General features: G+C 40.7%; 17 protein-coding genes. 12 read left to right on the top strand and 5 right to left on the bottom strand.

The window, feature by feature from the left end; genetic code table 11:
* Positions 1-500 precede the first annotated feature (500 nt).
* Positions 501-1,679, bottom strand: coding sequence for a rod shape-determining protein RodA (gene rodA / locus MHB50_RS03020; RefSeq protein ID WP_340084833.1), 1,179 nt, complete (start codon positions 1,677-1,679; stop codon positions 501-503).
* Positions 1,680-1,823: 144 nt separating this feature from the next.
* Positions 1,824-2,426 carry a spore coat protein gene (locus MHB50_RS03015; RefSeq protein WP_077111162.1) on the bottom strand — a complete coding sequence of 201 codons (603 nt, stop codon included), beginning with the start codon at positions 2,424-2,426 and terminating at the stop codon, positions 1,824-1,826.
* A 324-nt stretch (positions 2,427-2,750) separates the two neighbouring features.
* On the opposite strand from MHB50_RS03015, the gene MHB50_RS03010 reads away from it, so the two are divergent.
* Positions 2,751-2,900, top strand: a complete 150-nt coding sequence (locus tag MHB50_RS03010) for a lmo0937 family membrane protein (protein ID WP_139345603.1) — start codon at positions 2,751-2,753, stop codon at positions 2,898-2,900.
* Between the two features lie 328 nt (positions 2,901-3,228).
* Here MHB50_RS03010 and MHB50_RS03005 read toward each other — a convergent pair whose 3' ends face one another.
* The gene (locus MHB50_RS03005) at positions 3,229-3,678 is read right to left on the bottom strand and encodes a GNAT family N-acetyltransferase (RefSeq protein WP_339161907.1); all 450 of its coding nucleotides are present in this window, start codon (positions 3,676-3,678) and stop codon (positions 3,229-3,231) included.
* Between the two features lie 669 nt (positions 3,679-4,347).
* Here MHB50_RS03005 and MHB50_RS03000 point away from each other — a divergent pair.
* From MHB50_RS03000 to opp4C, 5 genes are all read left to right on the top strand, one after another.
* Entirely contained in the window at positions 4,348-5,346 is a 999-nt protein-coding gene (locus MHB50_RS03000; RefSeq protein WP_339161905.1) for an ABC transporter ATP-binding protein, read from the top strand.
* Entirely contained in the window at positions 5,327-6,343 is a 1,017-nt protein-coding gene (locus tag MHB50_RS02995; RefSeq protein WP_339161903.1) for a dipeptide ABC transporter ATP-binding protein, read from the top strand. The genes MHB50_RS03000 and MHB50_RS02995 overlap by 20 nt, the downstream gene beginning before the upstream one ends.
* A gap of 61 nt (positions 6,344-6,404) precedes the next feature.
* On the top strand, positions 6,405-8,057 hold the full coding sequence (locus tag MHB50_RS02990; protein ID WP_339161900.1) for a peptide-binding protein: 1,653 nt from the start codon (positions 6,405-6,407) through the stop codon (positions 8,055-8,057).
* 91 nt (positions 8,058-8,148) lie between these two features.
* Positions 8,149-9,099, top strand: coding sequence for an ABC transporter permease (locus MHB50_RS02985; RefSeq protein WP_339161898.1), 951 nt, complete (start codon positions 8,149-8,151; stop codon positions 9,097-9,099).
* Positions 9,100-9,118: 19 nt separating this feature from the next.
* Positions 9,119-10,021, top strand: coding sequence for an oligopeptide ABC transporter permease (opp4C, locus tag MHB50_RS02980; RefSeq protein WP_339161896.1), 903 nt, complete (start codon positions 9,119-9,121; stop codon positions 10,019-10,021).
* A gap of 812 nt (positions 10,022-10,833) precedes the next feature.
* On the opposite strand, the gene MHB50_RS02975 is transcribed toward opp4C, so the two are convergent.
* Positions 10,834-12,411 carry a hypothetical protein gene (locus tag MHB50_RS02975; protein ID WP_339161894.1) on the bottom strand — a complete coding sequence of 526 codons (1,578 nt, stop codon included), beginning with the start codon at positions 12,409-12,411 and terminating at the stop codon, positions 10,834-10,836.
* Between the two features lie 202 nt (positions 12,412-12,613).
* On the bottom strand, positions 12,614-12,955 hold the full coding sequence (locus tag MHB50_RS02970; RefSeq protein WP_339161891.1) for a DUF3139 domain-containing protein: 342 nt from the start codon (positions 12,953-12,955) through the stop codon (positions 12,614-12,616).
* A gap of 836 nt (positions 12,956-13,791) precedes the next feature.
* On the opposite strand from MHB50_RS02970, the gene MHB50_RS02965 reads away from it, so the two are divergent.
* The 6 genes from MHB50_RS02965 to MHB50_RS02940 all read left to right on the top strand — a co-directional run bounded on the left by MHB50_RS02965 (position 13,792) and on the right by MHB50_RS02940 (position 21,914).
* Positions 13,792-14,502, top strand: a complete 711-nt coding sequence (locus tag MHB50_RS02965) for a GntR family transcriptional regulator (protein WP_339161887.1) — start codon at positions 13,792-13,794, stop codon at positions 14,500-14,502.
* Positions 14,503-14,555: 53 nt separating this feature from the next.
* A complete protein-coding gene (locus tag MHB50_RS02960; protein ID WP_339161884.1) occupies positions 14,556-15,755 on the top strand; it encodes an amidohydrolase family protein in 1,200 nt (399 codons plus the stop codon).
* A 98-nt stretch (positions 15,756-15,853) separates the two neighbouring features.
* Positions 15,854-17,146, top strand: coding sequence for an MFS transporter (locus tag MHB50_RS02955; protein ID WP_340084832.1), 1,293 nt, complete (start codon positions 15,854-15,856; stop codon positions 17,144-17,146).
* A gap of 1,002 nt (positions 17,147-18,148) precedes the next feature.
* Positions 18,149-19,564 carry a hypothetical protein gene (locus MHB50_RS02950; protein WP_340084831.1) on the top strand — a complete coding sequence of 472 codons (1,416 nt, stop codon included), beginning with the start codon at positions 18,149-18,151 and terminating at the stop codon, positions 19,562-19,564.
* 23 nt (positions 19,565-19,587) lie between these two features.
* Positions 19,588-20,799 carry a M20 family metallopeptidase gene (locus MHB50_RS02945; RefSeq protein ID WP_077111054.1) on the top strand — a complete coding sequence of 404 codons (1,212 nt, stop codon included), beginning with the start codon at positions 19,588-19,590 and terminating at the stop codon, positions 20,797-20,799.
* A 167-nt stretch (positions 20,800-20,966) separates the two neighbouring features.
* A complete protein-coding gene (locus tag MHB50_RS02940) occupies positions 20,967-21,914 on the top strand; it encodes an LD-carboxypeptidase (RefSeq protein WP_077111052.1) in 948 nt (315 codons plus the stop codon).
* The last annotated feature ends 102 nt before the right edge of the window (positions 21,915-22,016 follow it).

Raw genomic sequence — 22,016 nt, 5'->3', positions numbered from 1 at the left:
ATCGTCTTAAACTCAGACATTAAAAAAGCGGTTTCAAGGGAAACGCCAAAAGCAGCGATACTTCCAGCCTATAATGTGTATGTTGACCTATTGTGAAAACCACTGAATACTCTCATCGCAGTAGACATACAAACTGCATTTCATCAAGGTCCTGAATTCCGCAAGTCATACTACAACAATGTATGGGTGTGAAAAACACAAAGTTCTGTTGTTCTGTTATTTATTTCCATCCACGCACTCATTTTGCCCTAAATGACTGAAACTGGTTAAATCATCACGGGATCGTTTATCGGACACTGTTGCCTCTCATCATCTATCTCCCTTCTTTGATCATTTCACCTGCAAGCATGTCTTGCCTGTAGTTCTTTTTTATATTTCGCAAAATTCATGCCAACTAACAAACACATGCTAAAACAAAAAAACAAGTCACTTATGCATCTTTGTCGATTTAATCGATGCAAAAGTGACTTGCAATTCATTTTTGAATCAGCTTGCCCATGCTATTCACTTGAAGAGAACATATATTTTTTATAATGATATCGGACGGATAGAACAAGTCCGATCGCCATCATATTCGACAAGAGCGAGCTTCCTCCGTAACTGATGAACGGAAGCGGGATTCCCGTAATCGGCAAAAGCCCGATTGTCATACCGATATTTTGAAAAACATGAAAAGTGATCATCGAGATTACCCCGACGCAAATATAAGAATAAAATGGGTTTTTTGTATCTAGTCCCACTCTTGTAATCTGATAAATCAATAAAAAGAATAAACTAACGAGAATGCTTCCGCCGATAAAACCAAATTCCTCGCCGAGCGTACTGAAAATAAAGTCTGAATGGCTTTCCGGCATGTATACTTCACGGTTCCCAAATCCCTTTCCACTCGTTTGTCCCGAGCCAATGGCAAGCATTGATCTCATGAGCTGGAACCCTGCATCCGATTGATGTGTGTATGGATCAAGCCACGAATAGATCCGCTTAAATTGGTATGGCTTCACACCAAAATATTTTAACAGCTCCGGTTTGTTGATCGCGATATACAAGACCGTGCCGCCCAATAACGAGACTGCAGAAAAAATGGGGACCAAAAGCTTCCAGGTGATGCCTGACACAAACACCATTCCAAGAAAAATGGCCACGAACACAAGAGATGTTCCAAGGTCGGGCTGTTTTAGAATAAACACAACGGGAGCTACCACGATGAGACCTAGCTTGGTCAGAAGCCAAAAATCCGTTTTCGTCGTTTTTCGAATAAATTTCACATGATGATCAGCCGTCACTTTTGCAAGGACAAGAATCGTGAACACTTTCATAAACTCCGACGGTTGAATAGCCCCGGCTTTAGGAATAAAAAACCAGCTTTGCGCACCATTTGTCTTCTTTGTAAACGACCAGGTTTCAGGTGCGAGAAATAAGATGATTAACATCAACAAGCCAATTCCATACAAGTACCAGGACACTTTTCTTAGCTGATCAGAATCAAACTGTATGACGAACACTGCAACAGCCGTTCCGATTCCATACCACACGAGTTGCTGTAAAACAAAGTTTGTTCCACCATATTGTCCCGTCGTTTGGGCGCTGTAAATGACAATTGCACTTGCAATCATCATTAACATGATTGTTAAAACAATTCCGTAATCCAGTTTAGGGATGGGCTTTTTCTCAGAGGTCATCTCGATTACTCCTCTTCCATAAAAATAACGCTCTACCATCTTAACATTATACTGAATTAGGGACGAATTAAAAAGGAACAAATTTTGAAGATGCCGCCTCCGAAACGAAACCGAGACAGGCAAACGTTTGCCTGTCTCCATTTTTCACTGTAAAAACTGCTGAGGAGGCTCTTGATCTCCCATGTAAGTCGCCGGCTGTGGAACAACTTCGTACATACTGCCCACCATTTGAATATCTGGCTGGGGTGCGGGGGAAAGCGGGTAATATCCCCTTTCTGTCATATATTGCCATACCTCATAGGAATGCCTGCTGCTGTTCAAGAAAGCATTTTCCAAAAATGTCCGCAGGTGCGGGTTGGCACACTCCAAAACGGCTGCCGCATAATTTTTAGCCGCCGCCTTTTGGTTCAATAAGTAGGCAAGGGCAATCTCCCTGTCTGTATGTGTCTGAGCATTTGTTCTTGGTGCTCCGGCAGGCACAGGCTGTACAGGCGGAGTCGTGTAATTATCCAGTTTCGTCATTAAATCATCCGGCATAAACTTGGAAATATCAGGAGTGGTATTGCTTTGGACAAACTCCACTTTCAAGTTATAGTCGGCAATATGCTTCGGGTAATGCCTTTGAAGCATCGACTTCAAATCAGGATCTTGCGCCTGGTTGATAAAAGCTCCCATGCAAGTGACCGTGTTGTAACAGCTTGCAATGAGTTCACTGAGATCCCGTAGTTCATGTCCTGCTAATTGCATCATTTTTCACCTCCATCTTCGATTATTGTTGATCTCTTTCTCTTTTTTATGCGAAAAAATAAGCATGAAAAAATGCTGAAAGCACCTGTTCCACCGATCTTGCGCTTAACACAGCCTGCGATTGATTTTTCCAAAAATTTCTTGTCCGATTTATAAAATCAATTATCCATCCATAAAATACACGTAAGAGTATTCCGCCCATCCGCCTGTATCTGTTCTTTACCTGAACCGCGTTCGAACGATTGGGGGAGAAACTCTGTTGAAAATAGTTGTTTCATTTGCTTGTTTTTGGGTAATTTATGACAAAGAAAGGAAGTGAAAAATATGCTTTGGACCATTATTGGGATATTAATTGTTCTGTGGATCCTCGGACTTGTTGTCAAAGTAGGCGGTGCCCTTATCCATATTCTTCTCGTTGCAGCGATCATTATCTTCATTATTAACTTGATTACAGGAAGACGCGGCACCGATTGATCCAGCACGTTTCTTGAGTGGCTCCGTTTTCCCGTTCATTTGCCTGCTCACGTATGAAACCCCCGATTCAATCAGCTCGTTTTCAATTTCCTGCGATGTTCATGGAACTTGACTGGATACATTTAACCAAGTCGATGCTGACCGGCTCATCGCAGGAACTGTCTGAATCTTATTTAGTAAATGTCGTACGTCACAGGAGCATTTATTGTGCCCAGTTTTTCCTCTTAATCAAAGCCCTTCTGGTCCGATGGCGACAGCGGTCCAAAAACCGTCCTGCCCGTCTGAGTATACATTTCGAGAAACACCATTTAGACTATCGCGCGGGCCTTTAATCATCGAATTGCAAGATCATATCTACGTGCGGTATCCCTTCATCCATGTAGACTTCCGAAACAGGTTGAAAACCAAATGAGCCATAAAAGGATAATAAATACTCTTGGGCTTGAACTTTTACGCAGTCTACCTTTGTCTGCTCTCGAATAAACCGCAGAGCCCTTTTCATTAACTCTTTCGCCAACCCCTTTCTTCTATACTCTTTTCGAATGAGCACCCTTCCTATCGACAGTTCCGGATAAGCACTTCCCGGAGGCAAAATCCGTGCATACCCGGCCAATTTTTCAGCATCGACAGCATACAGATGAAAAGCGACCCGGTCATGACCATCAAGTTCACGGTAAGCACATTCCTGCTCTACAACAAAAACATCTACCCTTGCCTGCAGTATTGAATACAGTTCATCCACTGTCAATTCATCGAACGTTTTCAATTTCCATTCCATTTTCCTCTACCCCTTACCAACTTTTTTAAAATTTTCATTATAACACATGACTTAAGTTTCAAAAAATGATCAAAAACCGGCTTGATCATTCAGCAATGTCGATACTTATTTAAAAAACAGGGCAGATGAATCAGCCGACGTACAGACTTTTTAATGACGCCTAATCTCGGGCAAATACGAAGGAAAAACTCATTTGTAACTCCAGGCAACGTGATGGTACAAGTAAACACGTAAGAAAACGGTTACTATTACTTTTAACGACATAATTTGACAATTTTCGTCAAAAACTGATTGTACTGGGATACATTTTGTACTAGTATGGTCTTATAAACCGTAGCTGAATGGCAAGCTATTAGATGCAGGTCTTTTGATCTATTAAACCAGACAATTCCACCGTTCATGAACAGTCGGATCACGAAAAGCTGAAAACATAAACAATTAGAGGGAAAACCTGTTCCTATTTATTCAATCATGCATGCTTCCCGGTCCTATGAATAGCCCTTTACACTCATGAATAAAATACTGAATTATGATATATTCGGAAATGAATTATTGAGACAGTTACTTGTTATTTTTGTTCAAAATTTTCCTATAATGACACAATCGAGTTCCCTTTATCATTACCTTAAACAAGCATCATGATAAGCCTGAACAAGGATGGTGGTAGGATTGACCGCATTGCTCGAAGTAAAAAATTTAAAGACGTATTTCTTTGTTGATAAAAAGTGCATTCGAGCAGTTGACGGAGTCGACTTATTCATTAAAAAGGGAGAGACGGTTGCCCTGGTCGGAGAATCGGGATCAGGAAAGAGCATCACAGCCTTATCCATTATGAAACTCATTCCAAATCCGCCGGGCAAGATAGTGGAGGGCCAAATGATATTTAATGACGTTGATTTGCTCCCCCTACCGGAAAAGGAGATGTATCACATAAGAGGAAACGAGATTTCAATGATTTTTCAGGAACCGATGACCTCTTTAAATCCTGTTTTAACAATAGGAGAGCAAATAATCGATGTCTTAATGTATCATAAAAAACTATCGAAAAAAGAAGCTTCCCGCAAAGCCGTTGAACTTCTAAAAATGGTTGGATTCCCGCGGGCGAGGGAAATGGTAGATGAATATCCCCACAGCCTATCAGGGGGAATGAGACAACGGGTTATGATCGCCATGGCAATGAGTTGCGACCCAAAGCTTCTGATAGCAGACGAACCCACCGCTACATTGGATGTAACGATACAAGCGCAAATTTTAGATATGATGAAGGACCTAAATAAAAAATGTCAAACAGCGATTCTCCTCATTACCCATGATTTTGGGGTTGTTTCCGAAGCAGCAGACAAAGTGCTGATCATGTATTGTGGACAAATTGTTGAAGAATCTCCAGTAGATAGTCTGTTTCATGAACCGCTTCATCCATACACAATTGGACTGCTTAATTCGATTCCTGTCATGGATGATGACAACGGGAAACTGATTCCGATTCCGGGTAACGTTCCTTTACCAGAACACCTTCCAAAAGGCTGCCGTTTTGCCGGGCGTTGCCCTCACGCATTTGACCGTTGCCTTACAGAGTCCCCCGATTTGAAAAAAATTGGCACCGCCCGATCTGTGCGCTGTTTTTTATATGATGTCAAGGGGGAAAGAAATGTCGAAAATACCGGTTAATAAGTCAAACGAGTATATGTTGAAAGCCGTAAATCTTAAGAAATATTTCCCTGTCAAAGCTGGTATTTTCCGAAGGACTGTAGGGCGAATAAAAGCTGTGGACGGTATCAATCTGTATGTCAAAAAAGGAGAAACACTCGGTATTGTCGGAGAGTCGGGTTCTGGCAAGTCAACAGCCGGCAGGATATTTGTTCGCTTATACGAACCTACGGAAGGAAAGATTTTTTTTAAGGGACAAGATATATCGCATTTGCCGGAACGGGAACTGTTCCGCTCCGTCAGAAAAAACATCCAAATGATTTTTCAGGACCCATACGCTTCTTTGAATCCAAGAAAAACACTAAAATCGATTTTAAACGAACCTTTTGCAACCCATGGCCTATACGACCGCAACACGCGCACACAAAAAATGGCGGAACTACTCTTGAAAGTAGGCCTAAGCCCGGCGTACATGAATCGATATCCACATGAACTTTCTGGAGGCCAACGCCAACGGGTAGCCATCGCCAGGGCATTGGCTCTTCATCCCGAACTGATTATTGCGGATGAAGCCGTGTCGGCACTTGACGTTTCCATCCAGGCACAAATTCTTAATTTAATGACAGAATTGCAAGCGGAGTTTGGTCTTACATATATTTTCATTTCACATGATTTAAGCATCGTACGTTACATCAGCAACCGTGTCGCTGTGATGTATCTTGGAAGAATAATGGAATTTGCCCATAAAAAATCCTTGTATGAAAACCCGCTTCACCCATATACAAAAGCTTTGCTGTCAACAGTACCGGTTCTACGAAAAAAAGGGGCAAAACCCCGTGAAAGAATTGTATTAAGAGGAGACTTGCCCAGTCCGGCAAATCCCCCGGCGGGATGCGTATTTCATACCCGCTGTCCGGCAGCAATGGATATTTGCCAGCATACGGAGCCTCACTTTTATGAGATAAGGAAAGAGCATTTTGTCACATGTCATTTATATAAAAACTGCAAAATGACTTGAAAATGATACAAACCATCAAACACATGGGGGTTTTTTATACAGACAGTTAGGAGGATTTTTCATGAAAAAACCTGCATGGTTATTGTTAGGCATCATGCTTTTTCTATCGCTGTTTCTTAGTGGATGCATGGAAAAAAAAACGACAACCGACGATCGCGCGCCTCAGGGGGACGAAGCACTAACAGAACAGAAAAAGCCTGAGGATGGCGGAGACTTGATTATTGGATCAATTGGTTCACCTATCCTTTTTAATCCGCTCTATTCTTCTGATGGCGTTAGTACAGATATTCAAGACTTCCTTTTTGAAGGTCTTGTTGGTTCAAACAAGAAAGACTTCGGCCCTAACACCGAAAAGCTGGCAGCCAGTGTTGAAGAATCCGAAGATGGACTGACTTACACAGTTAAATTAAAAGATGGCATCAAGTTTCATGACGGCGAGCCTCTTACTGCAGATGATGTTGTCTTTACCTACCGCATTCCCCTGAGCGATGATTACGACGGGCCCAGAAAATCCTACTTTGAAGCATTGGAAAGTGTAAAGAAAATTGACGACAGAACGATCAAATTCCACTTGAACAAAGTGGATGCCCAGTTTCATTCGATTGGCTTGAGTTTTGGGATCTTGCCGGAACACATTTTAAAAGATGTTCCCATTCGCGAACTGGCTGAACACGAATTCAACACAAAAAAACCGATCGGTTCAGGGCCTTTTAAATTTGTTGAATGGAAAGATGGGGAGTTTGTAAAAGTCGAAGCTTTTGAAGATTATTATCAAGGCAGGCCTCATTTGGACACGATTACGATGAAATTTGCAACTGACACCAATGCCTTGCTCACCCAGTTACAAAACCGCGACATTGATTTTTATGCCGGCATCCCGGCTTCGGATATTGAAACAGTAAAGTCATTCCAAGATAAGATCGGAATTAAACTGAAAGAAGGATTGGCCCCTTCCTACACCTTTTTTGCCGGGAATATGAGAAATGAATTATTCAAAGACAAAGAGGTGCGCCAGGCAATCAACCACGCAATTGACCGGGAAGCGATTGTAAATGAAATTTTGGAAGGTCACGGCGAAGTCGCCCATGTTCCAGAAAGTCCTTTAAGCTGGGCTTATCATGATGATGTGCCAAAGTTTACGTACGACCCCAGCAAAGCAAAGCGCATCCTTGCCGATGCGGGTTGGAAGCCGGGAAAAGACGGCATTCTTAAAAAGGGCGGTAAAAGATTTTCCTTTGAACTAAAAACAAACCTTGGCAGCCAAGTAAGAGAAGATGTTGTTGTTCTTTTACATGAACAATTGAAAAAAGTAGGGATCGAAGTAAAGCCCGTTTTTGTAGAGTACAGTTCTTTTACCAACGACGTTAAACCAGGTGTTTGGAATTTTGATGCGGTCATTTTCGCCTGGTTACTTGGGACAGACCCGGACCCAAGCATTTTCTTTCATTCAAAGGAAATTGAAAAAGGACTCAACTTTATTGGCTATTCCAATCCGGGACTTGATAAATTGCTGGAACAACAGTTGAAAGAAAGAGATCGCGAAAAGCGCAAAAAATTGCTTGGAAACATTCAAGTAAAACTTGCTGAAGATTTGCCTTATACGTTGCTTTTCTATCCAACAGAATATCGGGCAATGCCTGCAGAACTTGAAGGGTATGAGTTCCATCCCCTACACAAGATATATAAACCCCATAAATGGTGGCTGAGCAAATAAGTTTATAGAAAAGGGATGGGGGCCACTCTATTTTCATCCAACCTATGATAGAGCGGGTCGGGCATTCTGATTCAGCGGAAGGAGCATACGAATGATTTCTTTCATTATTCGCCGGATTTTGATGGCCATCCCGCTGCTGATCGGCATCACAATGATTTCATTCGCCATTATGAAAGCAGCTCCGGGCGGCCCCGCAAGTCTGTATATGGATCCGAGGATCAAACATGAGGATATCGTAAAGCTTGAAGAAGCATACGGGTTGAACGAACCAATCCACGTCCAATATGGAAAATGGCTGGGAAACATCCTGAAAGGCGATTTTGGAACTTCTTTGATCAGAAGAGGTGTCCCGGTTAGTGAAATGATCATGAATCGCTTGCCCAATACCCTTTTACTAATGGGCGTATCCTTACTTATCACTTTCCTCCTTGCGATGCCGCTTGGCATATTATCGGCCATAAGGCCCTATACGAAACTCGATTATACAGTGACAGCCGGCTCATTTTTGGGAATGGCTACCCCCAATTTTTGGCTGGGCCTGATGATGATTATTTTGTTCGGAGTACAGCTTGGGTGGTTTCCGACCGGTGGCACAGCAACATTGAATGCTCCTTTCAGCATATGGGACAGGCTCCACCATCTGATCATGCCGGCATTAGTACTTGCTGTTGCCGATATGGCGGCTCTGACGAGATACACTCGTGCCAGCATGTTGGAGGTGTTACAACAAGATTATATCAGAACCGCCAGATCAAAAGGATTTGATGAGAGGACAGTCGTGTTAAAGCACGGATTAAGAAATGGAATGATTCCCATTATTACCCTCTTCGGCCTGATGCTTCCATCACTTATTGGGGGAGCAGCCATTACAGAAGCGGTTTTCAGCTGGCCGGGTATTGGCAGACTCTTTATTGAATCCGCATTTAGCCGTGACTATCCAGTTCTCATGGCTCTTACATTTCTCTCATCCATTTTTGTCGTTTTCGGAAATTTATTGGCGGATATACTATATGCTGTCATTGATCCGAGGATCGAGTATTAAAGGAGAAAGGGGGATTAGGATGGCACATCCTGACTGTGAATCAATGATAAACGATATTCAATCAATACAAGAGAAGCCTGAAACGCTTATGAAGCTATATTTTCATAAATTCAAGAAAAATAAACTAGCTGTTTTTGGTGCTATTGTATTACTGATCATTATCTTCTTAACAATACTCGCCCCGTGGATATCCCCCTATCACCCGGCTGAAACAGATGTAGCGAATAAACTCGCGGCGCCCAGTGCCGCACACTGGCTTGGCACAGACAGGTTTGGGCGTGACATTTTAGCGCGTTTACTATATGGAGGCCGAATTTCCTTGCTTATAGCGTTCAGCTCAGTTGCAGGCACCCTTGTCATCGGCACGACAATTGGAGCGCTTGCAGGTTATTATGGCGGATTCCTCGACGCTGTTTTAATGAGATTAGTAGATATTGTGCTCTCCATTCCTTCTATTTTTCTTTTAATCACAATTGTCACGATTTTTGAGCCCGGCATGAACAAACTTATTTTCATCTTAGCCCTGATATCATGGACAAGCACTGCAAGAATTGTCCGGGGGGAATTTTTAGCGTTGCGGACAAAAGAGTTTGTACTAGCGTCAAGAACGATCGGGACAAGGTCGTATAAAATAATTTTCAGCCATATGTTGCCAAATGCCATGAGCCCGATTATCGTAACGGCTACTTTACTGATTGGCACGGTCATTTTGACTGAGGCCGCCTTAAGCTATTTTGGACTGGGTGTCCAGCCGCCAACACCAAGTTGGGGGAATATGCTGCAGGATGCCCAAAATGTCACCGTCCTTATGAAAGCTCCCTGGTATCCCGCTTTTCCCGGGTTCATGATATTCATTACAGTCTTATGCTTTAACTTCGTGGGAGACGGACTTCGGGATGCACTCGATCCAAAAGAACGCTAATGAGACAAGAGCGAATATACTTATTGAGCTTACCTTCCCCGTTTCACCAAAAGCGCGTAAAGCGTATATATTTGCACAAGTATTTTTATCATTACCCCGCGATTGTGTCATTGGAATCACAAAGGTGACCAGTTGTCACCTTTGACACAAATACCTAAACTTGAAATCATGTTTTTTCATTCATCTAAGATTTATGAATCATCATCCATATACTTACCTTTATTATTAATGCTGAGATCAACACCTTGTTCATCAAATCTCATTATAAAAAACACCATGCTTCTCACTACGCCGAGGATAATACTCATAATGGATATGGCTTATAAACTTTCATCATAAGATTGATAATCGTTGTAAAGAAGTAATGAAAACAAAGCGTTTGATATTTATACAAATTTAGAGCTCAATGAGGGGGCACTGAAGCTATCTGCGATAACTGAATTCTTTATTATGTCAGGTCTCTTTATGGCCAACAAAGGTAGCAATCTGTCCCTCGAAATACTCCCACAAGGTTTACACGATTAAGAGAAAGAGCATCTAAAAAAGCCGAAATATCTTCAGTTATTATATTGCGGGAAATATTTTCCATAACCACCATGTCCGCGATAGTCAATCAGTATCATTTTAAAGAAAGGTACGGCAACGCTAGTGAAATAAAAGCTTCAGCAACAGCAATCACTACTAACACAACAATAAATATGCCAATTATTAGAATTTTCTTCTTAACTCTTTTTCAGATTAGATCAAAAAATTTCTGCGTCAACATGCGAGTCCTACCGTCCTGATCATGGACGAGATTGGATATGCTCCCTTTAATTAGACAAGTACACGGAATCGATAATTGTCCGTTTGAATGGCGATCCCGAATTCGTCTCTCCAGTAATATCAACCGTGATATTATAGTTGCGATTCTTTTGCAAATGAGAGAGATCTTTTGATAAATTTAAAGTTCCCTTCGTTTTCCATGTCCATACGTTGGTCCTGTTTTTCGAATCAATTACTGTATATACCGCTTCCAAACTAGTTTCTTTTACAGCAGATTTATCCACTTTTAATTGATATTCTTTAACGACATTTTTGTCATGGTTGACATGTGAAATAATGTTCTTGGTCTTTGCTTTGTTAAACTGAGCATGAAGCAAATAAGCATTTTCTTGTGAGCTCTTCATTTGAATCGACCATTCTCCTGGTAAAGGGTTCTCCACTTCAACAGAGTAGGCTTTTGCACCATCAAAAATACCTGTGTCTTCCATGGTCACATTTTGTGTGACAGCATGAACATTTCCCTTGGGATCAACAAGGTGCACTTCAGCTAGTTGATGTCCAGTGTATAGTTGTAATGTTGCCTTATCTACATGCGTCTCAATTGGAAAAACCTGTTTGGTCTTCTTATTCTTAGTTATTTTATTACCGTGTATAAATCGGTCACCGTTAGGAACTGTCAGGTACATTAAGCTTGATTTTTGTTTATTATTTTTCTTCCCAGGGGCTGAAAGATAATGTTCAATGACGGGGAAAATAATGCTGCTACGGATGGAGATGTGATTCCAATTACCAATTTCTATTTCTTGTCCTTTTGGCAAACGTGAGCTCGCTACTGTAACTACCCCATCATTTTCGCCAAATTCAGATAAGTATACACCACCAAACCACGTCGGAGAAAATATTTTTCCCCAATCTCTTCCGCCAACAGTATAAAAATCATTTACATACGCATACGGTTTGTCATCTGTCATTGAGCGGAAATATTCCATATAACCTGTTTCTACTGCTGCCATTCCTTCGCCTCGTACACCTAATAAATCTGCTAACCACCCAGCCCACTTACTATTTGCCAAATCCGCCAATTCAGACCCATGATGGGGGCTGGACAATGTAATCACATTGTGCACATATGGCCATGCACCATAATACGTCACCGCTGCTTGTGTATCAACTCCTCCTTTACTATAAGCGATAATGGTAATCGGCTTACCATTAAAATACTCCGATATTTCTTTTATTTTTTCAGCAAGTAACTTTCCATTCTTCCACATATCTGCTGAGGTTCCACCTGCATCATACAATTGGATGAAGGCCGTTTCATAACCTGCCTGATATGCCGCTTGATACAAACCATTTTTCTCTAGAAAAATTTGAGCAACGTTGTTTAAACCAGGAACAAACAACAAAACCGGAGCATCTGGTTGTGGATTAGGCGGCGTGTCTCCCAAAAACCATTCCCCTGGTGTTTCATTATTTCTATTGCCGATCTTCCCCATTTTCGAAAAATCATTTTCTTTGCTGCCCCATTTTTGTTCTTGCAAACCTTCTGATTGGGCAAATGCGTGGATTGGAGTGGATAGGACAAACAACCCCAACAAGAACATGACGAGCAAGCGGCTTCTCATTTAATTCTCCTCCATTTAATTGATCATTTATTGATCATTATGAAAGCGGGTGGTTGTTCAATTCTAAAATGAATGATGTTTTTAAATAAACTGAATAATCAGCGTGGAAATATTGGAATATTTAGCCTTTACTCTTGGAAAGCTTGACATGAAGGGGAAAGTCGCTACATACAGTGTCGTGTCTACGATCGTATGCAACAATTCACGAATCATCATAATCCATATACTTACCTTTATTACTAATTCTAAGACTAACATTTTGTTCATCAAATCCCATTATAAAAACACCATGCTTCTCACTACGTCGAGGATAATACTCATACCTGTAGTCCGGCTCATCTTTATAAATCACTTTTATGTAAAACCCCCCTTGCTTCCAATCATACTTGATTTCTTTGGTTTTGATATTTTCGTCATACTTTTTTTCTTGTAAGTATTTCATCACGATTTTATTCGTTTGGTGCCGTTCGTACCATTTAACAGCAAAAACACTCCCCAAAATAAACGTAATCAAACAAAAAATGACAATTACGTACTTTTTCATTATGACGACCTCCCCGTATATTGTGATTACCTGGTTTTTTTACAAGTGCAATTTCAAAGTATTCTGTTTCAATATAGAAGTTTTCGTTTCTCTTCTTAAAGCTTTGTCTTCAGTAGAAAGACTAGCACCTCTAGAATTATTTGAATGGACTGGATGACGCAGTCGCTATCTATCGAACGCCGTTGGCTCTCTATAAATAAGAGGATTCCTCCATTTCGGAAAATTAGACAGTGTTCTATTAACATCACTTTTATTGCGCTTTTTAGTATTGCCGTCACGGTTCAAGCACATAGCCTTTGAAAGGCTTCCTACAATAGTATTTTCAAAGCTGAAACTATTAAAATAGCCAATTTCGTTGCTTTCTGACTCATCTCTTTAAATAAAATGGAGGTTTTAACAATCAATATCACACATTCATATGTTTTTCAATGGAGATCAAGCCAAGAAGGACCTTCTGGTGAAAACCTTCTAGTCTTTGTCAAAGTCACCTTGTTTTGTTTGCCACAATATCTGAGCACCGGAAACGGGTTTTCTTTCACAACTTCCTCCTAACCTTTGGTATTTCCTCCTTAATGTTGTCATCTCCCTAGGTCTCCTATTACTATTAAAGGATTCTTGAGCTTGATTTCCTCCCACAAACACGTAACCCTTAACACTAAATCCAAAATTTCCCATAAAAAACTTCTTTACTTTGCTTCTCCAACTTATTATAATAACTTTAACTTGTTATAATAAGTTGCAATAACTTTATGTAAACAGCAAATGAGAGAAGAAGCAGCACGCATTATGTTACCGTTTTCTTCTATACTACTGATGACAAGAAAGGAGGAAGAAACTTGCGAATAAAAAAAGCGCTTCATCAACAAATTTACGATGATTTGGTGAGTAAGATTTTAAGTGGAACTTATAAAGTTGGTGAACAATTGCCTTCTGAATCTGAATTGGACAAACTGTACAATGCGAGTCGTTCTCCTGTCCGGCAAGCGTTGGCGAAGTTAGAAAGCGATGGGTATATTTATCGTTTTCAAGGAAAAGGATCTTTTGTCGCTAGTCGTACAGTCTCTGAAGCTTGGACTAGAATGACCGGATTTAAACTAAACTATCTAGAACAAGAAGGACATTTATCAGCGAAAGTTCTTTCCATCGATCAAGTGACGAATGCAGAAATCGCCCAACTTTATCACGTAGAAGCGTCACGGCTTCTTACACAGGTCAACAGGGTGATCTACATCGATCAGAAGCCGATTATTTATATTCATCACTACCCTGATCCGAATATCCCGATCAAAGTGTTTGAAGAAAACGATGATTTTGTCGTCCTCGGGGAAATGTTAAAAGAGAAAATGGATATTGAAATTAAAGAAGTGGAAGAAGAAGTAGAACCTTTTATAACGGATGAAGAAGTTGGCAAACACTTGGATATAAAAATAGGTGAGCCCATATTAAAAATCACTCGTATTTCATCGGATACCGATTCCAACCCAATTGATATAAACACTCACTATGTCAACACAAACATTTGGAAATATAAAGTAAATTTCAGATAGCAAACTAGTACTCTATGTTTTGCTCGGGCCGTAATGACTAAAGGAGGATCTTTGTGAAAACGATTTTAAAAAATTGTCATGTCATTGATGGGAAAACGAATGATGTGACACCTCATATGAACATTGTCATCGAGGGGGATATGATTATACAAATGAGCAACGAACCTCCTTCCATCGGGCTGGAAGATCACGTGATAGACTGTTCAAATCAATACGTTATCCCCGGACTTATTGATGCCCATGTCCATTTAATGTGGGATGGGAGTGCAGACGATGAATTTGTCATGCACCATAAAGATGATAGTTTTATTGCGTTAAAATCATATCGTAACGCGTTGAGAACGTTGTCATTAGGCATCACATCCGTTCGGGATGTCGGTTCGATACATCGTACGATCATTGAACTGCGCAACGCCATTGAATCCGGATTGTTGATGGGTCCAACCGTTATTACTTGTGGAGAAGCCATCTCAATGACTGGCGGGCATGTATACCATATTTGCCGGGAAATCGATGGAGCAGATGAAGCTAGAAAAGCAACGAGACAACTGTTTAAAGAAGGGGCCGATTTTATCAAAGTAATGGCTACCGGTGGAATGACGACCTACGGAGAAGAGCCCGGTTCCTCGCAGTTAACGAAAGAAGAATTACAAGCTGTTGTCGAAGAGGCACATAAGCGCAATAAAAAAGTGGCGGCCCATACTGGCGGATTGGAAGGAATTCTTACTTGTTTAGAAGCGGGAATTGACACGATTGAACATGGTATATATGCCAATGAAGAAGCATTGCAACAGATGAAGGAACAGGGAACTTATTTGATTCCCACACTCGAAGTTTACAAACGACTGGCGTTTGATGAACGTGTGCCGGCGTGGGTTCGTATGAAATCGGAAAAAGTGTTAGAACCCCATCGCCAAATGCTTGAAAGAGCAATTGAAATCGGTGTCAATATCGTTACTGGAACAGATGCCGGTTCATCTGTCACGGGTGCAGACGCCTATTTCGATGAACTATTGTTTATGCATGATGTCGGCATGACACCTATGCAAGTCATCCACGCATCGACCCGGGTAGCTGCGGAATGTTTGGATTTACCTGATAGAGGTGTGCTTGCCGAAGGAAAAAAAGCTGACTTACTCATATTACCTAACAACCCATTAGAAAACTTACACCTCTTAAAATCGGATAAAATGGTCATGAAAAATGGCAAATTAGTCGACAATTATCCATATCGACGCCATGTATCATCATAAATACTGCAATGATAGCGGATCCATATACATTTTTACGTCAAACATAAAAGCAAAACGATCCGCGACAGCTCATATTTCTACAAGAAAGGGGTTTTTTGATGGCCTCAACAGCAGTAAATAACAATAGAAACATCCGTAAATCCGTTTTTGCAGGAAGTATCGGAAATGTCGTCGAGTGGTTTGATTACAGTATTTATGCTTATTTTGCAACATATATCGCAGCCAATGTGTTTATGACAGATGACTCTTTATCAAGTCTTCTGCAAACATTCGCTACCTTCGCAGTTGGATTTTTGATGCGGCCGATCGGAGCACTCGTTATCGGTCGCTATGGAGATAAAGTGGGGCGAAGAAAAGCCTTATCGTTAACAATCATCATCATGTCGCTCGGAACTTTTTTAATGGGGATCATACCGAGCCATGAAATAATCGGGATTTGGGCACCGATTTTACTTGTGATCGCCCGATTATCACAAGGGTTTTCAGCAGGCGGAGAATATGGAGCGGCCGCATCCTATATCGTTGAATCAGCAAATAAACATTTACGGGGCTTTTGGGGCAGCTTTCAAGAAGTCAGTGTCACGGTTGGCACACTAAGTGGCGCAATGTTCTTCGTACTCTTAACGACATTCATGCCCGTACCTATGTTAGAAGAATGGGGATGGAGAATTCCATTTTTCGTTTCAGGTATTCTTGGTGTGGCAGGGTTATATATTCGCAAAAAAGCAAATGAATCTCCTGAGTTCGAGGATGCCAAGAAAAGTGAAGATACAAGTAACGGGAATGTTTTTTCATTATTTCCAAAATACAGAAAACAAATGTTAACCGGAATTGGCTTTACCATTTTTTGGACAGTTTCTTATTATGGATTATTAACCTTTATTCCGACTTATTTAACTGGTGTACTTGGACTTCCAGATAAAGTATCTTTAATTGCAAAAATTATCGCACCAATGATCATTTTAATTTTTGTTCCGATTTTTGGATTTGTTTCTGATCGAGTTGGGCGGAAACCATTATTGCTCGCTTCCTCTATTTCGTTAGGCATTTTAATATATCCGCTGTTTCTCATGATCGCAACAGGTAAATCAGTCTTGATTGTTATCGCCATGATTATTTATGCATTGTTGATCGCGCTTTATTCTGGACCGGGTGTGGCAACCGTAGTAGAAATTTTCCCAGTAAAAGTGCGCCATAGCACTCTTTCCTTTAGTTACAATGTCGCAGTGGCTTGTTTTGGCGGAACAGCACCGTTTATATCCACCTATTTAATCCAAGTAACAAACATGCAAATCGCGCCGGCATTTTATGTTATCTTTAGTGCCATTATTACGACAATCGTTCTCTTCAATATGAAAATTGGAGAACCTGCTGGTGACGAACAACAGTAACTTGTCACATCACTTTTTTTAAAAAATGGAGTCCTTGACACAAACATGTTATAAGTTATTGACTATTTTTTCACTTTTGACTTATAAGAGGAATTGATGTTTTTCCTCGTATAGATTAACTCGTTTTAAATGATAATTCCTCATTAAGTTATCAATCAGATAGAGGTTGTCGTTTCTCTCCTTTGAAGCTTTGTCTTCTTTAGAAAAACCGGCACCTCTTTTTCTTTATGCACCTATTCGGCTAAGCCGGATCACACATCGTTGTCGTAAATCGGACAATGTTGAATATCTTCCTTCCATGCGAGGGAAAAACAAGCCTGGAGCATACCTCAAAAGATCGACACTAATGGGCGACACACAATGCACTGTATTAACGGTGGAATATACGTAGACTCCCGCGAAAAGAGGGCATCAATGATCCTGCAAAAGCGCACAAGCACGGGGAGGCTTACCAGCCGCCCGCGGATTCTAGATCGAGTTATACTATCAACTTTATTAGTGCAAGCGTAGTCGTGCTTCGTCCTATTTTTTATAAGATGATAGAATATCCGGATATGTAAGCTTTTATAGGGACTTTATACGTATCGGATAATTATATTGGGTATTTTTATACAAGTTGTATATATCGAAGGAAGATAAAGATGGGATAAGATACATTTACTATCTTGTGATTCGATTTTTTCATAGAAGAAAAAGAATGATAAGATCCATATTAACTTTGTCTGTATTTTGTTTTGTCGATAGATAGCGGTAGGTCTGAGGGCAATCATCTTGGAAGCAAGAGCGTGGTTGAATCCTTTTTGAAAGCGATTGCTAAAAGTGTGTTCCGTCTTTCATTGGGATTTTAGAGCGAGTTATATAATCCGTTAACTTGCTTCTGACAGCAATGCCATCGTTCTGTCGGTCAACTTTTACAATCTATTACACAATTGTCATGCCCACCTCCCCTGGACGACAACCAAGCAAAATGACAGAACAAAGCGATGAAGAGAGGGTAAAATATTGGATACTGTTCAAACAAAAAAACAAGAACCACGTAACTTTAAGAAGAAGTTTTTTAATCTTGAAAACATTCATCCATATGTTGTCATTTTAAGTATCGTCTTTCTTATTTACATTCTCTCCTTAGTACTTCCATCAGGAGAGTTTGATCGGGTTAAAAATGAAAATGGTGACGTAACTGTCGTTGCCGGCACTTATAAAACCATAGAAAAAGACCTTCCATCTGTCTTTGCTTTATTTAAAAATATTCAACTGGGATTCGTTGATACAGCATCAATCACATTCTTTATAATTTTCGCTTATGTGTTTGTCCACATATTAACAGTAAATGGAACACTCAGTGTCGTATTAGGTAATGTTGTAGATAAATTAAAAAATAAAACGTTCCTATTTATTCCTATTTCAATGGTGATGTTCGGAATCTTAGGGGCAACTGTTGGACTTTATGAGGAAGTATACGGACTCATTCCTGTATTTATCGGCGTGGCAATCGCCCTTGGTTACGATGCCATCGTTGGCGGGGCCATCGTCTTTGTCGGTGTTGCGACAGGCTTTGCCGCCGCGCTTACAAATCCATTTACAATCGGAATTGCTCAAGAAATTGCAAATGTCCCCCTCTCTTCTGGTTTATCGTTTCGTTTGATCGTCTTTATCATCTTTGAAATCGCAGTCATCTCTTATGTGATGTATTATGCGCATAAAGTAAAAAAAGACCCTACAAAATCAGTTTTATATGGAACAAAAGTGGCCGCCATTAATCAAATCACACTAAAAAAAGAGAAGTTGTTATGGAAGCATAAGTTAAGTCTCCTTGCATTAATCATTACATTCGCTATGATCATTTATTCTACGTTAAAATTGGGATGGTATATTGATGAATTAGCCGCGCTGTTTTTACTCATGTTTTTCATTGTAGGATTTTTGAGCGGATATTCCTTGGGAAGAATCATGGACATCTTTATTGATGGCGCGAAACAAATTTTATTCGGGATTCTGACGATCGGTTTTATAAAGGGAGCCATTATTACGATGGAAGATGCCGCGATTCTCGATACTGTCATTTACTATTTGTCGTTTTTCTTAGTAGGCACAAATAGTTACTTGACCTCACTAGGGATGCTTTTTTCTCAAAATCTAATAAACTTATTTATATCGGGAGGAGCTGCACAAGCGATGGCAACCATGCCGATCATGGCCCCCATTACCGACTTGGCGGGAATGGACCGACAAATTGCCGTTATTGCTTTTCAATTTGGTGATGGATTTTCCAACATGTTCTGGCCAACCGGGGTAGCGATTGAATGTGCGATTATGGGCATTTCCATGGTTAGATGGTACAGGTTTATCATGCCTTTATTTGGAATCATGCTTGTGTTACAAGTCATATTAATGATGGTAGCGACAGCAATATTTTAATGAAATAAAACGGAGGGCTGAAAATGGATGTCAATGCTTTAAAAGATCAAATAAATGAAATCGAAGCAACTTATCGGGAACAGTTTCAACAAATCAGTGATTATTTATTTCATCACCCCGAATTAAGTGGAAAAGAATATATCTCCTCTCAGTATGTAGCGGATATGATGGAAGCGTTTGGATTTAGCGTTCATTTCCCATACCCTGATGATGCCGAATTGCAAACGGCTTTTATTGCAGAGTTCGGGGATGAAGACGGTCCTGCTATTGCCTTTTTAGCGGAATATGACGCGTTACCGGGATACAATACGCCAAGCGGAAACGGCCATGCTTGCGGACATAATTGGATTGCCGCGACAATGTGTGGTTGTGCAATCGTTTTATCTAAGCTAAAAAAACACTTTAAAGGAAAAATTCTCCTTATTGGCACACCTGCTGAAGAAACTTACGGAGCAAAAATTAACATGTTGAAAAAAGGGGCCTTTGATCACGTCGATGTTGTTTTTCAAGCACATTTGGCGGATGAAACTGTCATCGACTCGTCAGCACTTGCGATGACCGACTTTCAATTTGAATTTACTGGAAAAGCTGCCCATGCCGCATCTTATCCAGAGGAAGGCATTAATGCACTTGACGCTGTCCAACTAACCTTTATGGGAATCAATGCCCTGCGGCAGCATGTGAAACCGGATGTTCGTATCCATGGAATTATTACGGAAGGTGGCGCTGCAGCAAACATTATTCCAGATAAAGGAGTATGTCTTATTACCGTAAGATCTGAAGACAGGGAATACTTAAAGCATGTAAAATCACGCATCATTGATTGTGGAAAAGGAGCTGCGCTCATGACTGGCGCCTCTTTTTCCTACAAAGAGCTCGGGAACTCCTTCGACGATTTAATCAATGTTCCTTCCTTGATGGAACTGACAAAGAAACATCTCGAAGCAGCGGGAATCCATAACATATTATCGAAAGAAGAAGCACCGCCTCCTGGATCAACAGACATTGGAAACGTCAGTTATAAATGCCCGACTTTGTATGTAGAAGTTGATCTGGAGGCTGACCAACCGCTTAGGGTGCATGAAGAAGATGCTTTGAAATACGTAAACTCTCACTACGCCTATCTTAAAATGACACAAGTAATCCGTGCATTATCGTCAAGTGCATTAGAACTATTTCGCGATCCAAAAAAAGTGGCGGAGATAAAACAAGAACATCAACACATTATTTCATAAAGTGAAACTTCATTCAGTAGGGCTTTTACTGAATGTTAGTTGAACCAATCGGGCATGTAGGTGCCGTTTTCTCCCACTTAGACCTTTCGTATCAAATCAGGTCTTGAAGTGGTGTATATGGCACCTTACATGCGTCCTAGCAAATATAGGAAAGAAGGTTTACGCAAATGACATTAAAGCCGAAAGCCTTACATCAAGGCGATACGATAGGTATTATTGCACCGGCAAGCCCATTTTACTATAAAAGCGCTTTGGCAAGAGGCGTTTATGAGTTAGAACAATGGGGATATAACGTAAAACTAGGCAAATATATTTATGAACAAATGGGCTATTTAGCTGGAAGTGATGAACAACGTGCCCATGATGTAAATGAAATGTTCAGAGATGATGAAGTCGATGCCATTATGGTGACAGGCGGGGGATATGGGACCGCAAGGCTCGTTGATAAAATTGACTATGACGTAATCAAAAAGAACCCAAAGATAATAATCGGTTACAGTGATATTACGACGCTCCATATCGCCATTCATCAGTTTACAGGGCTGACAACATTCCATGGCCCTGGTCTCTTGCGATTGAATCGTGAAGAGTTGACGGAATATACAAAAGAACAAATGTTAAAAGCGATCACTACGAATGAAACACTGGGAGAAATAAAGCGGGCCGACGAGAGAAAATGGTTGCATACTTTTTTTCCTGGTGAGGCACGCGGGGAGATTGTCGGTGGAAATCTAGCGTTAATAAGTGCTTCGCTAGGAACAGAGTACGAAATAGATACAAAAGGAAAGATTTTATTCATTGAAGAATGGAACATGGAACCATGGCAAATTGATCATTTTATGAACCATTTATACAATGCCGGAAAGCTCCACGATGCGGTCGGAATTGTATTTGGGGAATGTGTGAATTGTATACCTTTTAACAATATCGGCTTTGAAAACTCTTTAACCTTGGAAGAAATCTTTGAACACTTTACGCAACTAGTGAAAAAACCGGCCTTTTACGGGCTGCCTTTAGGCCATACAAATGACCTTGCAACAATCCCGATAGGTGCGAAAGCATATGTAAATGCGACAAAACGACAACTGATTATTGAAGAATCGGGAGTATTATAATTCACGCCGGAACATTATATGCAACCTTCCTGTTCCTTGCGAAAAACATCTGCCAGCACAACGCAGGGTGATCGGGGTATGATTTCACCATGTGTCCCCCTG

The sequence above is a fragment of the Siminovitchia sp. FSL H7-0308 genome (assembly GCF_037980985.1).
GTDB classification, from domain to species: domain Bacteria; phylum Bacillota; class Bacilli; order Bacillales; family Bacillaceae_C; genus Siminovitchia; species Siminovitchia thermophila.
Note: the sequence above shows the minus strand (reverse complement) of the source record. Positions and strands in the feature narration are given on the sequence as shown.

Coding starts and splice junctions, on each gene's coding strand:
- MHB50_RS03005 (WP_339161907.1), bottom strand. CDS start 3,678: ATGGAATGGAAATTGAAAACGTTCGATGAATTGACAGTGGATGAACTG.
- MHB50_RS02990 (WP_339161900.1), top strand. CDS start 6,405: ATGAAAAAACCTGCATGGTTATTGTTAGGCATCATGCTTTTTCTATCG.
- MHB50_RS02995 (WP_339161903.1), top strand. CDS start 5,327: ATGTCGAAAATACCGGTTAATAAGTCAAACGAGTATATGTTGAAAGCC.
- MHB50_RS03015 (WP_077111162.1), bottom strand. CDS start 2,426: ATGCAATTAGCAGGACATGAACTACGGGATCTCAGTGAACTCATTGCA.
- MHB50_RS02970 (WP_339161891.1), bottom strand. CDS start 12,955: ATGAAAAAGTACGTAATTGTCATTTTTTGTTTGATTACGTTTATTTTG.
- MHB50_RS02940 (WP_077111052.1), top strand. CDS start 20,967: ATGACATTAAAGCCGAAAGCCTTACATCAAGGCGATACGATAGGTATT.
- MHB50_RS02985 (WP_339161898.1), top strand. CDS start 8,149: ATGATTTCTTTCATTATTCGCCGGATTTTGATGGCCATCCCGCTGCTG.
- MHB50_RS03010 (WP_139345603.1), top strand. CDS start 2,751: ATGCTTTGGACCATTATTGGGATATTAATTGTTCTGTGGATCCTCGGA.
- MHB50_RS02975 (WP_339161894.1), bottom strand. CDS start 12,411: ATGAGAAGCCGCTTGCTCGTCATGTTCTTGTTGGGGTTGTTTGTCCTA.
- MHB50_RS02955 (WP_340084832.1), top strand. CDS start 15,854: ATGGCCTCAACAGCAGTAAATAACAATAGAAACATCCGTAAATCCGTT.
- MHB50_RS02945 (WP_077111054.1), top strand. CDS start 19,588: ATGGATGTCAATGCTTTAAAAGATCAAATAAATGAAATCGAAGCAACT.
- opp4C (WP_339161896.1), top strand. CDS start 9,119: ATGGCACATCCTGACTGTGAATCAATGATAAACGATATTCAATCAATA.
- rodA (WP_340084833.1), bottom strand. CDS start 1,679: ATGACCTCTGAGAAAAAGCCCATCCCTAAACTGGATTACGGAATTGTT.